The organism is Natrinema saccharevitans, assembly GCF_001953745.1.
Classification (GTDB): Archaea; Halobacteriota; Halobacteria; order Halobacteriales; family Natrialbaceae; genus Natrinema; species Natrinema saccharevitans.
This window is the reverse complement of the sequence record NZ_LWLN01000001.1, coordinates 1,263,821-1,277,500: the sequence shown is the minus strand read 5'-3', so window position 1 is coordinate 1,277,500 and position 13,680 is coordinate 1,263,821. Positions and strand designations below refer to the sequence as shown.

Annotated in this window: 13 protein-coding genes; 3 read left to right on the top strand and 10 right to left on the bottom strand. The window is 66.7% G+C overall.

The features are described 5' to 3' along the window. Positions 1-2: 2 nt before the first annotated feature. Positions 3-308, bottom strand: coding sequence for a hypothetical protein (locus A6E15_RS06465; RefSeq protein ID WP_076144866.1), 306 nt, complete (start codon positions 306-308; stop codon positions 3-5). A 247-nt stretch (positions 309-555) separates the two neighbouring features. Here A6E15_RS06465 and A6E15_RS06460 point away from each other — a divergent pair, with 247 nt between their 5' ends. Next, a complete protein-coding gene (locus A6E15_RS06460; protein ID WP_076144864.1) occupies positions 556-1,911 on the top strand; it encodes an Nramp family divalent metal transporter in 1,356 nt (451 codons plus the stop codon). A gap of 78 nt (positions 1,912-1,989) precedes the next feature. On the opposite strand, the gene A6E15_RS06455 is transcribed toward A6E15_RS06460, so the two are convergent. The 9 genes from A6E15_RS06455 to A6E15_RS06415 all read right to left on the bottom strand — a co-directional run bounded on the left by A6E15_RS06455 (position 1,990) and on the right by A6E15_RS06415 (position 11,679). Further along, complete coding sequence (locus tag A6E15_RS06455) at positions 1,990-3,081, bottom strand: DNA topoisomerase IV subunit A (RefSeq protein ID WP_076144862.1); 1,092 nt, start codon at positions 3,079-3,081, stop codon at positions 1,990-1,992. Continuing rightward, positions 3,078-5,552 (bottom strand): DNA topoisomerase VI subunit B, encoded by a 2,475-nt coding sequence (locus A6E15_RS06450; RefSeq protein ID WP_076144861.1) that lies wholly within the window; start codon positions 5,550-5,552, stop codon positions 3,078-3,080. The genes A6E15_RS06455 and A6E15_RS06450 overlap by 4 nt, the downstream gene beginning before the upstream one ends. 120 nt (positions 5,553-5,672) lie before the next feature. Further along, a complete protein-coding gene (locus A6E15_RS06445) occupies positions 5,673-6,029 on the bottom strand; it encodes a DsrE family protein (RefSeq protein WP_076144859.1) in 357 nt (118 codons plus the stop codon). Positions 6,030-6,271: 242 nt separating this feature from the next. Next, positions 6,272-6,514, bottom strand: a complete 243-nt coding sequence (locus A6E15_RS06440; RefSeq protein ID WP_076144857.1) for an amphi-Trp domain-containing protein — start codon at positions 6,512-6,514, stop codon at positions 6,272-6,274. 228 nt (positions 6,515-6,742) lie between these two features. Beyond that, complete coding sequence (locus A6E15_RS06435; protein ID WP_076144856.1) at positions 6,743-7,009, bottom strand: hypothetical protein; 267 nt, start codon at positions 7,007-7,009, stop codon at positions 6,743-6,745. A 167-nt stretch (positions 7,010-7,176) separates the two neighbouring features. After that, the gene (locus A6E15_RS06430) at positions 7,177-8,613 is read right to left on the bottom strand and encodes a dihydrolipoyl dehydrogenase (protein WP_076144854.1); all 1,437 of its coding nucleotides are present in this window, start codon (positions 8,611-8,613) and stop codon (positions 7,177-7,179) included. 107 nt (positions 8,614-8,720) lie between these two features. Further along, on the bottom strand, positions 8,721-9,725 hold the full coding sequence (locus A6E15_RS06425) for a hypothetical protein (protein WP_076144853.1): 1,005 nt from the start codon (positions 9,723-9,725) through the stop codon (positions 8,721-8,723). Next, positions 9,722-10,963: a hypothetical protein gene (locus A6E15_RS06420; RefSeq protein ID WP_076144851.1), complete on the bottom strand. Its 1,242-nt coding sequence runs from the start codon at positions 10,961-10,963 to the stop codon at positions 9,722-9,724. The genes A6E15_RS06425 and A6E15_RS06420 overlap by 4 nt, the downstream gene beginning before the upstream one ends. Before the next feature lie 263 nt (positions 10,964-11,226). Beyond that, positions 11,227-11,679: a universal stress protein gene (locus A6E15_RS06415; RefSeq protein WP_076144850.1), complete on the bottom strand. Its 453-nt coding sequence runs from the start codon at positions 11,677-11,679 to the stop codon at positions 11,227-11,229. Between the two features lie 555 nt (positions 11,680-12,234). Here A6E15_RS06415 and psmA point away from each other — a divergent pair. Then, entirely contained in the window at positions 12,235-12,975 is a 741-nt protein-coding gene (psmA, locus tag A6E15_RS06410; protein ID WP_076144848.1) for an archaeal proteasome endopeptidase complex subunit alpha, read from the top strand. Continuing rightward, positions 12,968-13,672 (top strand): archaeal proteasome endopeptidase complex subunit beta, encoded by a 705-nt coding sequence (psmB, locus tag A6E15_RS06405; protein WP_076144847.1) that lies wholly within the window; start codon positions 12,968-12,970, stop codon positions 13,670-13,672. Before psmA ends, psmB begins: the two co-directional genes overlap by 8 nt. Positions 13,673-13,680 lie beyond the last annotated feature (8 nt).

Sequence of the window (13,680 nt, the reverse complement as noted above, 5' to 3'; positions counted from 1 at the left end):
ACTCACACGCCGGCTCGAGACCAGGCGAAAAGTGCGATCGCGGCCAGGGCCACCGCGCCGAGTGCGAGCCACTGCCCGAGCCCCGAGTCGGCGATCGGCGCGAAGAAGTCGACGAGGCCGGACCCCTGCAGGAGACCGAGCCCGAGGAGGACCATGGCACCGATGGCGATCAGCCCGACCGTGACCCCCTCTTTCATCATCCACGCGGTCTCGTCGGCCTCCTGTGCGCCCGAGGTCGTCGGCTCGTCTATCGCGCCCTCGTCGGGGTCGCTGTGCAACGGCCGTTGGTCGTCTTTGTCGTCCGCCATGCCACCGTTCTAGACGGTGAGTGGCCGCGCAGACGGGAACCGGTTGCACCTGCAGTCACAGGGCGCCGGCTCGGGCCGTGACTGAGCCCGGTTCGACCCGCGGCACGCGCCGGAGTCGCACGGTATAAGTACTCCCTCCGGAATTCTCCGACACTCATGCCGAACGGTACCATAGTGTTGCGGACGAGACAGGCCGGGTCGACATACCCAGCACACGGGAGTCCGATACCGAAGACGGGTGATCCCGATGAGCGGTGAGGGAGCGACGGAGATCCCCGAGGCTGACCTCGAGTATCCCGAGCGGGACTGGCGCGGGTTCTTCAGGGAACACTTCGGCCCGTCGATGCTGTGGGCGCTGATCAGCATCGGCGGCAGCCACATCGTGCTGGCGCCCACCCTCGGCGGGACCTTCGGCCTGGTCGCGATCTGGATGTTCGGATTGATCTACGCCGCGAAGTACGGGGCCTGGGAACTCGGGATCCGCTACAACTACGGCGTCGGCGCGAACCCGATCGAAGCCTACGACCAGCTGCCCGGCCCGAAGAACTGGGCGCTGTGGGTGACGATCCTCGTGTTCACGGGGATGTACACGTTCATCACGGCCAGCGTCGGGATGAACACCGCGGCGTTCGTCGCCGCCCTGACCCCGGAGTGGTTCACCGCCGCGATGGCCTACGTCGTCTTCGTCGGCGGTGCGGGCCTGCTCGTGGCCCTCTCGCGATACAGCCTGCTCGAGACGGCCCTGATCGCCTTTACGATCGCGCTGGGCGTCCTCGTCCTGCTGGGCGTGATCGTCGGCCCGCCGTCGGGCGACGTCGTCGCCGAAACGGCGTTCGCGGTGCCGGACCTGACCGGGCCGGCCTTCGTCGGCCTGTTCGCCGCCGCCGCGGGCTTCGCTCCGACCGGCTTCAGCACGAGCATCCTGATCGGCAGCTGGAGCATGGCGAAAGGAGAGGGCGCGAGCGAACTCGAGGAGCGGGGGCTCGACCCCGACGATCCGAAACACCACGACTACATCCGGGCGTGGATCCGGACCGGTCGGCGCGACTTCAATATCGGCTACGCCTTCAGCTTCCTGCTGATCGTCGCGATGGTGATGCTGGCGTCGAACGTTCTCTATCCGGAGCCGCCGACGGACGCGAACCTCGCGTTCGCGATCGGCTCGATTCTGAGCGACTCCTTCGGCGAGTGGTCGTACTACGCCATGCTGCTGGGCGGGTTCGCCGCGCTGTACTCGACGGTCATCACCCTGCTCGACGGCGCAGCCCGCGCCACCGGTGACATCCTCCCGATGGCTCTCGAGAACGACGACGTCGACAGCGAGCGGGTGCGGAAACTCGTCGTCGTCGGCGTCGTCGCGGTCAGTAGCGCGATGGTCCTCGCGCTGGGGGAGGTCCCGGTGACGCTGTTGCTCTACGTCGCCGCGATACTCGCGGTCACGGAGATCTTCTTCTATCCCGCGAACTGGTACGTCGTCGAGAAGAACCTGCCCGAGCCGTTCCGCCCCTCGCGGGCCTGGCACGCCTACTACGTCGTCAGCCTCGCGTTCGTGTTGCTCTTCGGCGCGATGGGCGCGGCGGTCCGGCTCGGCTACATCGGCTGACGGACGCCGTCAGTCCGTTCCGGTCGCGATTTCCGGTGGGCGGCCCGCGCGTGTCGAGATTCGATCGGAGTGGGGGCCTTACAGGACACCCATCGCGTCGAGTCGCTCGGGGAGATAGGTGTCGGTCACGAAGTCCAGCCCCCGGGAGGCCAGCGACTGCTGTTCGGACTTCTTCCCGAGGTCGAGCTGGAGTTCGATCTGTTCCTCCCAGTAGTCGGTCTGGAACCGCGGGTCCTCGAGTTCGCTCTCGAGGGCGTTGACGTCCGAATCCGACAGCGGGTCGGAGGGGAGGTCGTACTCGACGATGTCGGCGGGCTGAATGCCGATGAAGTCCGCCTCGGGGGTCGCCAGATACTCCGAGAGGTGGGCGGACTTGATCGAGCCGTAGGCCACCGAGCCGTAGATGCGGTACGACCACGGGTCGCCGTCCGTAAACACGGTGACCGGCAGGCCGAGTTCGTCGTGGAGCCGTTTGGTGATCCGGCGGGTCGCGCGGGCGGGCTGGCCCTTCAGGTGGACGATCAGGGCGTCGTACTCCTCGTCGAAGCCGTTCTCGACGAGTCGATCGCGCATCCCACCGGTCTCGACCGCGAGGATGAAGTCGGCGTCGCAGTCCAGAAACTCGATCGTGTCCGGATTGTTCGGGATCTGGTAGCCGCCCTCGCCGACGTCCTCCTGACAGTGGATCTCGCGCTCGCCGCGGCGGGTCTGCTCTCGCAGGTGCAGCGGACCCATGATCGTCGCGCCCGATTCCTCGGGGCGCATGTGGAAGTCCTCGCGGGTGACCCCCGAGACGATCTCGAGGTCCTCGACGAGGTTGTTCGACTCGTCCTGGCTCGAGAACTGCGCCTCCTCGTTGTCCCAGCTCTCCGAGAGGTAGTAGAGTTCACGCAGGGTCGAGGAACGGTCCTCCTCGAGTTGCTCGGCGAGGAACTCGATCGTGTAGACCGCCTTCAGGAGCTTTCGAGCGCCCTGGACCGAGTTGGCCGACCGGGTCGACTCCCGATCGCCGTAGACCCAGACGTCGCTGTCCTCGTCGTACTCGATGTTGTTCTTCGTCCGCGTCGGCACGGACATGTGAGGGATCTCGCCCAGTTCGAACTGGTCGTAGAACTGCGCTGCGAGATCGATCAACTGCTCTCTGGCTTCCTGAGTGTCGTCTGCGCTCATTGGTTTACGGTCAGTTTCTCGCTTTCGACGCCTTTGACGTCCAGATCGAAGGTCACGTCGTCCGGTACCTCGTACTCGAGGGCCGCCTCGTCGTCACTCGGGACCTCGGGTTCCCACTTGACGAACCACTCGCCGTCCATCTCGACGACGGTCGCGCCGTCCGAGAGTTTCCGCGGTTCGGCCGAGACGATGTCGGTGATCTCGAGGGTCTCGTTCGTCCCGGAGTTGTTCTCGACGACGACCGAGACGGCCCGCCCGTCGCCGTTTTCTTCGACCTGTCGTTCGACGAGGACGTTGTTCATGATTCGGGCGATCGCGTCGTCGATATCGGGCTCGTCGCGGCCGGTTACTTCGGCGACCTTCGTGGCCATCTCCGGGAGGATCTTCCCGAGGACGTTCTGTTTCTTCCGGCGCTGTTGCATCGAGCGCCGTTTGTTGAGGTAGCTCTTGAGATCGCGAGCGGCCTCCCGGATCGCGAGTTCGATCTCGTCTTCGATCTCGGGGACGTTCGCGACGGCGTCTTTCGACTCGCTGGTGAAGGGGACGTTCGTCGAGGCGACGTGGACCATGATCACGACCGGCCCGTTGGGCAGGCCGGAGCCGCCGGGCTGGTCTAACCCGTAGTTGCGCCAGCCGATCGACTTGACCACGTCCGTCGTGGCACAGGCCCCGCGCTGGTAGACCAGCGGGACCCGGTTGGCAAAGCGCATGACCTCGCCGGTTCCCTCCGCGGGGAGGTCGCCGCCGTAGGCGATCCCGGCTTCGACGATGAACGGGTCGCCGCCGGAGACGCCCGCGTCGCGGGTCGCCGAGGCGTAGAAGTCCGCGTCGAACTCCTTCTCGAGGCCGGCGGTGATAAGGTCCTCGGAGATGGGCGAGAGACACCGCGTCGGCGGTGCCATGATATCGGTCGCGCGCATCGCGTCGACGAGGTCGCTGGTGGCATCGCGGTCGTCGTTCAGCTCCCGCACCAGCGGCGGATCGTCGGGTACGGTCGCCATCACGTCCCAGATCGCGTCGGTGACGTTTTCGCGGGCCGTCTCGCCGAAGGAAACGTCGTCGTACTCCTCGGTGAGGTCGGCCGCGCGATCGACGAACCCCCGAAGCCGCGTCCGCGTGAGCCGGTGGCGGACGTTCCCCTCGTCGTCGCCGTCCGCGAGTTCGTCCCCGAACGCGGCCCCGAGCCGGTCGGCGAAGGCGTGGACGGTCTCGTCGTCCTTGCGGGTACTCGTCGCCTCGTCCGCGAGGTCGTAGAGGTCGGCGACCAGTCGCGAGCCGTCGTCGGCGTCGACGTCACCTTTCGACTCGTCCGTCTCGACGGCGTCGATCAACTCGAGCCAGACGGCCTCGACGGCGTTTTCCCGGACGGTGTCGCCGAACGTCGTTCCGTGGTCCGCTTCGACCGTCTCGGCCGCTGCCTCGACGGTCTCGAGCAGTTCGTGGTGGGCGATGCGGTCGTAGTCGTCGACTCCGTCGGCGATGGCCGCGGCGAACGCGGCCGTCGCCTCGGCACCCTTGTTCGCGGTGGCGTCGGCGACGGCGGCCTCGAGATCCACGTCCTCGTGGGCCGCCGGCGGCCGCCAGCGCATCTCCCGGCCGTAGTGGCGGTCGCGGAACTCGTCGATGATCGAGTCGGCGGTCTTTTTCCCGACGCGAGTGAACTCCTCCTGGACGAACCCCGAAACCGTCTGGGAGTCCGTCGCCGCGAGCATCTTCATCACGGTGCCGAGTTCGACCCCGTGGGGGTGGGGCCGGATCTCTTCGGTCTCCGCGGGGAGCTGGTCGGTCGCGCGCTCGAACTTGAAGTGTTCCTGCGGTTCGCGCAGCTCGAGGCGGGCGTGGGGGTTGACGACCGCCGTGTGCTTGATGTAGTCGTGGAGCTGCTGGCGGGCGCGCATGTTCGCCTCCATCTCGAGTTCGATGCGCGTCCCGTGGGGGCGGTCCCAGGTCGTGGTCTCCTCGACGCTGATCTCGGGCTCGTTGTCGTCGGTGTCGACGATGAGTTCGAAGTATTCGGCCTCCTCGGAGCCCTGCGTGCGGCTGGTAATCTTCGCGGGCTTGCCGCTGGTCAGTTGGGAGTAGAGGACGGCCGCGGAGATCCCGATCCCCTGCTGGCCGCGCGATTGTTCGCGTGCGTGAAAGCGAGAGCCATAGAGCAGTTTCCCGAAGACTTTCGGGAGCGATTCCTTTGTCAGCCCCGGTCCGTTGTCCTCGACGATCAGGCGGTAGTAGTCGCCGGTCTCCTCGATCTCGACGTAGATATCCGGGAGAATTCCCGACTCCTCGGCGGCGTCCAGGGCGTTGTCGACGGCCTCCTTGACGGCCGTGACGAGGCCTCGAGCGCCGCTGTCGAAGCCGAGCATGTGCTTGTTCTTCTCGAAGAACTCGGCGATGGAGATCGACTGCTGGCTCTCGGCCAGTTCCTCGGCGATCCCCGACTCGTCACCGAGTGTCGACTGGAACGACGTCATCGTCTCCCTGTACTAACGGGGAGGCTAAAAGGTGTGTGCTACCGGAGTGAAAGTGAATCCGCAGCGGCGTTTTCGCGTCGTCGGTGCCGCGGACCGGTCTGCTGGCGGGTCCTCGCCGCGTTAGAAGGTAATGATATCGTAGTCGTCGTCGACCAGCGAGCGGATGCTCGGGTGACCGTCGTTGTCGTCGACCGTGACGATGCCGGCGTCGTTGACGGCATCCTCGACGCCGAACGCGCCCGAACAGTAGTCACAGGCCGCCGCCTCGTCGCTGACCGACCGGTAGAGGTCGTGGTAGTCGTGGTCCTCGTCTTCCAGTTCCGGGATCCACTGCGTGCTGGCCCCGTCGAAGACGAGTTCGAGGTCGTCGTCGGGGTTCTCGGCGAACTCCCGGGCGGCCTCGAGGCCGTTGACGAGTCGCCCGAGGTCGCTGTGGGAGTCGGTGCCTGCCAGAATTACGATTGCCGCGTTCGTCATTACGGGGGATGGTAGACCGGCGACTGATAAAAGGGAACGGCGGTCGTGTGCCGTGGACACGGACCCGTCGGCGGTGTCGAGGATCAGCCGAGACGAGAGGTTCCGAGATCGGGACGGACTGCGATGGAACGGTATCGTCTCGCCGGAGTCGGACTCGGACGGTCCATCCCTCGTCGAAATCCTCGGTGGCGGCTCGGAGTGGCGTGCTGGATACAGCGGACGGACTCAAAACGACGGGAGCGTCACTCGGTCCACCTGATCTCGTACTCGAGTTCGTACCGCTTTTCTCCCGTTTCCGAATCAGTGAGTCGTTCGAGTTCGGTTTCAAATCGGGCGTTTTTCGGGACGGTAACGTCTCTCGAATCCGTTTCGCTCTTCAACTCGACGGAGCCGGATTCGATCTGTTCGGCGGCATCGCGTAGCGCCGCCGCGATTTCGGTTCTCGTCCGCTGGTCCTCGAGCTTGAACAGTTGCTCTTCTGGCATCGATTTTCTTCACGTTCCGTATCGTAATAGAGGTGTGGTCCGTTCTCGAACTGCTCATACAGGATTCTTGTACCGTGTATCGGTGTACCCGCGACCGTCCTGCGGGGACACCGGCAATGGCTGACAGGAACCGGTACGACGGGAAACCGTATCGGTGGGAGACGAGACCACTGTAGCCAGAATCGGACGGGTCCCGTTTGATCATGCCGTGTCCACGTCCCGCGTCTCTTAGAGCGGTTCGACGCGAAACACGTACTCCGCGTAATTGCCATCGAGATTCGCGGGACTCTCTTCGGCGGCGTGGTCTTGACAGAGGGCCGCCTCCGCCTCGACGGCACCGTGGCCGGTTTCTTCCTGATATCGCTCGAGGGCGACGAACGTCGCTCGCTCGGTGCAGCCACGGCGATGACACTCCGGGACCGAGTCCGGTGAGTCGTCTTCGCGTCGGTTCTCGTCGTCTGCTCGCGTCTCTCCTCTGCTTTCCGTGTCTGCCATCCCGACACCGTAGGGAAGCGAGCGAAATAATACTGTGGGGGTCGCGATCGCGGTGATGCAGACGCTCCGTATTCGGGACGCTCTCTGAGACGGAGTACCGTCACCGTGTGTCGGTCTACCCGCGGCCGGCCTGCGGTCCCGTCGGAACATTGGGACGGCAAACCGTCTCAGTGATCGTGCCCGCCACCTCGAGTGAACTGCCCGGAGAACGCCCGCTGGACGACCTCGGAGAGCGCGGGGTGGATGTGGACCGACTGCCGGATGTCCTGAACCCTCCCGAAGCCGGCCGTCATCGCGACGACGACCTCCTGGATCAGGTCCGAGGCCTCGGGGCCGACGATGTGACAGCCCAGAATCTCGCCCTCGAGATCGATGAGCGGCTTGACGAACCCCTCGGCTTTCATCGCCTTCCCGCGGGCAGTATCCTCGTAGCGGTAGGTGCGTTTGGCGTACTCCCGACCGGCCTCCCGCAGTTCCCCCTCGGTCAGCCCGACGCCGGCGACCTCCGGCGAGCCGAAGACGGCGAAGGGCATCGCCGAGTAGTCGACCGGCTCGAGGTCATCGCCGAACAGGTTCCGCGCGACGGCCCGGGCCTCGTGGTTGGCGTTGTGTTTCAGCAGGTACTCGCCGACGACGTCGCCGAGCGCCCAGACGCCGTCGGCGGTCGTCCGCAGGTACTCGTCGGTCTCGACGAAGCCGGCCGCGTCGGTCTCGATCCCGGCGGCTTCGACGTTCAGCGTGTCGGTGTTGGGGACGCGGCCGGCCGCGACGAGCAGTTCGTCGCCGGTGACCGAGACCGTCTCGCCGGGACTCGCCGCCTCCGCGTCCGCATCGTCGTCGGACTCGGAGAAGGGCCGTGCCTCGACAGTGATCGACTCCCCCGACTCCACGACCGCGGTGGCCTCGTAGCCGGTGTAGACGTCGAACCGGTCGGCGTAGCGGTCGGTGAACTCGGTGGCCACCTCCTCGTCGGCGTCGGGAAGCAGGTGCGGCCGCCGGCCGACGATCGACACGTCGCTGCCGAAGGTGCCGAAGAACTGCCCCAGTTCGGCGGCGATGTAGCCGCCGCCGACGATGACGAGGCGGTCCGGGACCGACTCGAGTTGCAGCGCCTCCCGGCTGGTGAGGTAGTCGACGGACTCGATACCGTCGATCGGCGGGACCGCCGGGCGGGTCCCGGCCGCCACGAGGACGGTGTCGGCGGTGAGCCGCTCGCCGTCGTGGTTGCCGCCGGCGAGTTCGATCGTCCGCTCGTCGACGAACCGGGCCTCGGCCTGGTACAGGTCGTGGCGGTCCGACGAGGAGAGGCCGCGCTCGATCGAGTCGGAACTGCCGTGGACGTCCGCGGTGACCTCGCGGACGATCTCGGCGAAGTCGACGTCCTCGACGGTCGCGTCGATGTGGAACTCGTCGGCCCGCTCGATCGTCTCCAGCACGTCGGCGTGATAGAGCAACTGCTTCGAGGGGATACAACCCCGGTTCAGACAGGTCCCGCCGAGCCGTCCCTTCTCGACGATCGCGACCGATTGGCCCTGATTCACCGCCGCGTTCGCCACGTCCAGCCCGGAGCCGGATCCGACGACCAGAAAGTCGTACTCTTTCATGGATGATGAACGACCCCTGGCCCAATGAATATCGGGCCCCGTTTCCGCCCGCTTCGATCGGAATCCGAGCCGACGCGGTCCGAAAATTACCGAAAACCGCCCCCGCGCTACTCCTTGACCGGCGGCCACTCCCACGCGTCCGCTTCGACCACGCCGAGGAGCCGCCGTCGCCGGTCGGTCCGGTCGGCGAGCGCCTCGGCGAAGACCTCGTCGGAGACGGTCGGAACGTCGTCCTCTCGTAGGCGCTCGAGGTCCGGCGCTCGCGGGACCGACGGCGCGGGATCGATGAACGCGGTGTCGAGCGTCTCGAGGTAGCTTTCGACGCTCGAGCGGCCGTTATCGACGATCGCGGGGTCGAGCCCCTCTCCCTCCGGGATCGCGTACCGGGACAGCATAAGCGCCTCGTCGAGGATCGGGACGGCGACGGCCGAGGCCCGGTCGGCCCGCTCGCTGTGGTAGTAATGGAGGATCGGGTAGGACTTGTGCTGTTCGGCGAGGGTACTCAGGTCCGCCGCGAGCGACTCGACGGTCAGTTCGAGCCCGCGGAAGTCCTCGCCGTTCCAGCCGGTTCGGAGGAACGCCTCGCTGCGGTCGCCAAGCCCCGTTACGGTGCTGGCGAAGGAACGTTTGTCCGAGACGGCACCGAGGACGGTCAGGACGTAGGAGACGCCGAGCGTGACGAAGGCCATGCCGGAGGCCGTCGTGAACGCGCTGGCGACCTCCCAGACGTTACCGCCGTACACGGGAGTATAGTCGCCGTTCCCGTCCGTGAACATCGTGTAAGCGACGTAGTAGAACCGCCCCCACCAGTCGGCGGGACCGCCGGTCCGGCTGTTGACGACTGCGAGGGGCTCGCTCGAGAAGATCAGCGTCCAGCCGAGCCAGATGAGACCGATCCACGTCGCGAGCGTGAGCAGCAGAATGAGCGGGCCGGCGAGGCTGAGCGCCCGGTTTCGGTCCCCCGTCGCGGCGCGCAGTCCCTTCCAGATCCCCGTCGTGAGCCGACCGGAAACGGGGCCGGAGCCGCCGTCGACCCACAGCGTCGTCCAGACGATGTCGACGATGCCGGCCGCGAGGACGACGATTCCGACGGCGAGATAGACCGGGTTCATTCGACGACCGCTCGTCGGTCGACGGTCTCAGCCAGCACCTGCGCGATCTCGGCGTTGGTCTCGGGGCTGTAGTGGCCGCCCTCCCCGCGCTCGACGTACAGCGACTCGACCTCGCCGTCGTCGGGCGAGAGGTGGGTGGCCATATCGATCGTCGTCAGGCCCTCGTAGCGCTCGTCGAGGCGCTCGAGCAGGTCGCCGTAGATCGGACCGTGTTCGGCCTCGTAGGTGGCGTACCGGAGCTGCGGGACCATCACGACCGTCGGTTCGAAACCCCGTTCGTCGGCGTAGTCGACCAACTCCTCGATGAGCGCGTCGAAGAGGGGCTCGTGGGTGTCGAACAGCCACTCGTGATAGCGCACGCGGGGTCGCTCCAGTCGCAGCGTCGACCGGGTCTGGGCCAGATCGAAGTCGATCCCCGGGATCGATCGGCCGAGCCGCCGCTCGAGGTCCTTCCCGGCCGTATAGGCCGCGTAGCGGACGTGTTCGTTCTTCGCGAGGAGGTCTGCGGTGTAGGGACGGGTCGCGAAATGGGGCTCGAACCAGTGGTCGTAGTAGAAGTCGTGCTCCCGGAGCAAGTCGGCTTTCGACTCGAGATCGAGCAGGTCCTCCTTCCCGTCGACGGGGCTCTCGAGTCGCTCTACCTCGCCGTCCTCGAGGACGTACCGGGGCTTGACCGCGAGGATGTTGCCGAACTCTTGGTAGTGTTTCCAGACCGAGAGGATGCGGGCGATCGAGGAGGCGGTGACGACCATGCAGACGTGGTCGGTCGGGTCCTCGGGATACTGGCGCTCGAGTCGCATCTGGGCCCGATCGAGGCCGTAGTTGGCGACGTGGGTGTCGAGTTCCTCGGCGAGGTAGTTATGGAAGGGCTCGTCGTCGACCTCCCGGCAGAAACGGTCGGAGTCGCCGTAGGTCGAGACGGAGAGGTCGGCGTCGGGATCGCGCTCTCTCGCCGGGCAGACCCGGCTCGCGTACTCGTCGGTCGAGTAGGTGACGACGGAGCGGACCTCCTCGCCGGGGAGGTGGTCGCCGGTGTCTTTCTGGTTCTCCCGGTTCGGCCGGGGACACCAGTCCAGTTCGGGGTCGAAGCTGCTGAACTTCCCCAGCAACGCCCGGTCGATCTCGGGGAACTCCTCGGTGGCGACCGAGGGGAGTCGCTCGAGCGCTCGGTGCGACACGACCTCGAGAACGACCGCGACGCCGACCACCGCGAGGGCGATCGCGACGAACGGAAGCATGGACGTATCGTACCGGAACGGGTGGTAAGTGGGTTGGGCCGGACAATGCCGCTTTCAGGTCGCAGTGGGGCGCACGTCGACCGCCCGACGGCGACGCCGGATCCGGACGGCGCTGTCGGTCCCCAGCCCGGCGGCGAGCAGTCCAGCGACGACGGCGGTCCAGAAGCCGGGCTCGCTCGTGGCCTCGAAATCCCCGCTTCGGCGTCAAGCGGGCGTTGCTCGTGTATGCAGGCCGGGAGGCCGGATCGACGCCCGCCGCGGCGCTACCGGACGACTGTGACCGGCACCGGCGAGTATCTGACCACGACTTCGGCGACGCTGCCGAGCAGGATCCGCGCGACACCGGAGCGCTCGCGGCTGCCCATAACGATGTGGTCGATCGACGCTCCCTCGGCGTACTTCAGGATCTCCCGGGCCGGCGTCCGCAGTCGCGTTCGCGATTCGATCTCGGTCCCGCGGTCCGCGGCGATCGACTCGGCGGTCTCGAGCAGGGCGGCGGCCTCCGAGAGCAACTCCCGGGATTCGTCGCTGGACTCGTCGTCGGCGGTGTTCGGGCCGAACGGCAGTGACGTGGTGTCGACGACGATCAACGCGGTTACGTCGCCGTCGGGGAACAGATCGAACGCGTACTCGAGGGCGTCGCGGGCGGGCTCGAAGTCGTCGAAGGGGACGAGGAGTCGGGCCGCAGGGGTGGGCTCGACGCACGTCGCCTTCAGCCTGGGTCCGGCAGGAGCCGTCTCAGAACGCGAGGGAGGGCCCGACGCCCAGCAGGACGATCCTCAGCGTGACCTTCAAACGCTCGGGATCGACAGCGTGGGCGACTCGCCAGCCAACGACGACGCCGAGCAACAGCGGCGTGCCGACGACGACGGTCAGGCCGGCCCGAGTCGCCGGAGCCGGCGGGGCGAACCCGTGTACTGTTGGACGGAACTCTGTACCCGAAGCAAGGACTGGAATCTGTTTGAGCGGAAAGCTTGAGATAGCAGACGCTCCGTCGGTAGCTGGTACGCGTAATCAGTCGTTACCGAGGCGACCTCGAGCGAGCGAACGCGCCGGCGTGACAACGAGTCTCTCCCCCGATCGGGCCTGAGAGTGACCCGGTCGGCGGTCGAGCGAGTACCGCCTCCCGGTCCGATCCATGGAGAGCCCGCGGCCAGCTCCCCTGCTGGCACCACTTTCTTGGGAGTCCGGGCCGAAGCGCCCGATACAGACGAAGTTGCCTTCAGAAGAAGGCCTATATATTTCTATCCCTTACCAGAGGTGAAGACCAAATGCAAGGACAATCCCAACAGCAGGCCTACGACCGGGGGATCACCATCTTCTCCCCGGACGGACGCCTCTATCAAGTCGAGTACGCCCGCGAGGCCGTCAAACGCGGCACCGCGAGCGTCGGCGTTCGGACGCCCGACGGTGTCGTCCTCGCCGCGAACCGTCAGATCAGCTCGCCGCTCATGGAGCGCTCGAGCGTCGAGAAGATCCACAAGGCCGACGAGCACGTCGGCGTCGCGAGCGCCGGCCACGTCGCCGACGCGCGCCAGCTGGTCGACCTCGCGCGGCGACGCGCACAGGGCGAACAGCTCCGCTACGGTCAGGATGTCGGCGTCGAGACGCTGACCCGATCGATCACCGACCACATCCAGGAGTACACCCAGACTGGCGGCGCACGGCCGTTCGGGGTCGCCCTGCTGGTCGGCGGCGTCGAGGACGGCCAGCCGCGGCTGTTCGAGACCGACCCCTCGGGCACCGACTACGAGTGGCAGGCCGCCGCCGTCGGCGGCGACCGCGACGTCATCCAGGGCTACCTCGAGGAGGAGTACCGCGAGGATCTGGACATCGACGCCGGCATCGAACTCGCCATCAGCGCCCTCAACGAACCCGAAGAGGAGTCCGTCGCGGCCGAAGCGGTCGACGTCGCGACGATCACGACCGAAGACGAGTCGTTCAGTACGGTCGCGGAGGAGCGCCTCGAGTCGATCGTCGCGGAGATCGACACGGAGGAGAGCGATGAATAACCCGCTCTCGCAGGGCAACGGCGACCCGTCGCCGTACGAGCCCGAACTGGGTTCGCTGCCGAACGGAGGGGAGGCCGGCACCGACGACGGGACGGTCAACAAGACCGGGACGACGACCATCGGCATCGCGACCGCCGACGGCGTCGTCATCGCGACGGACATGCGCGCCAGCCTCGGCGGACGGTTCGTCTCGAACAAGAACGTCCAGAAGGTCGAGCAGATTCACCCGACCGCCGCGTTAACGCTGGTCGGCTCCGTCGGCGGCGCGCAGTCGTTCATCCGAACGCTGCGCTCCGAGGTCAACCTCTACGAGGCTCGGCGCGACGAGCCCATGCCGATCGAGTCGCTGGCGACGCTGGCGGGCAACTTCGCCCGCGGCGGTCCGTTCCGCGCGATCAACCCCATCCTCGGCGGCGTCGACGACGAGGGCAGTCACGTCTACAGCATCGACCCCGCCGGCGGCGTCATGGAAGACGACTACACCGTCACCGGCTCCGGGATGCAACTGGCCTACGGCCTCCTCGAGCAGGAGTACGACGACGACCTCTCGCTCGCGGACGCGAAGTCAGTCGCGGCCCGCGCGATCAAAAGCGCCGTCGAGCGCGACACCGGGTCGGGCAACGGCGTCTTCCTCGCGGAAATCACCGACGAGGGCGTCGACATTCAGGGCCACGAGGAGTTCGACGCGGTCATCTAAGCCGATTC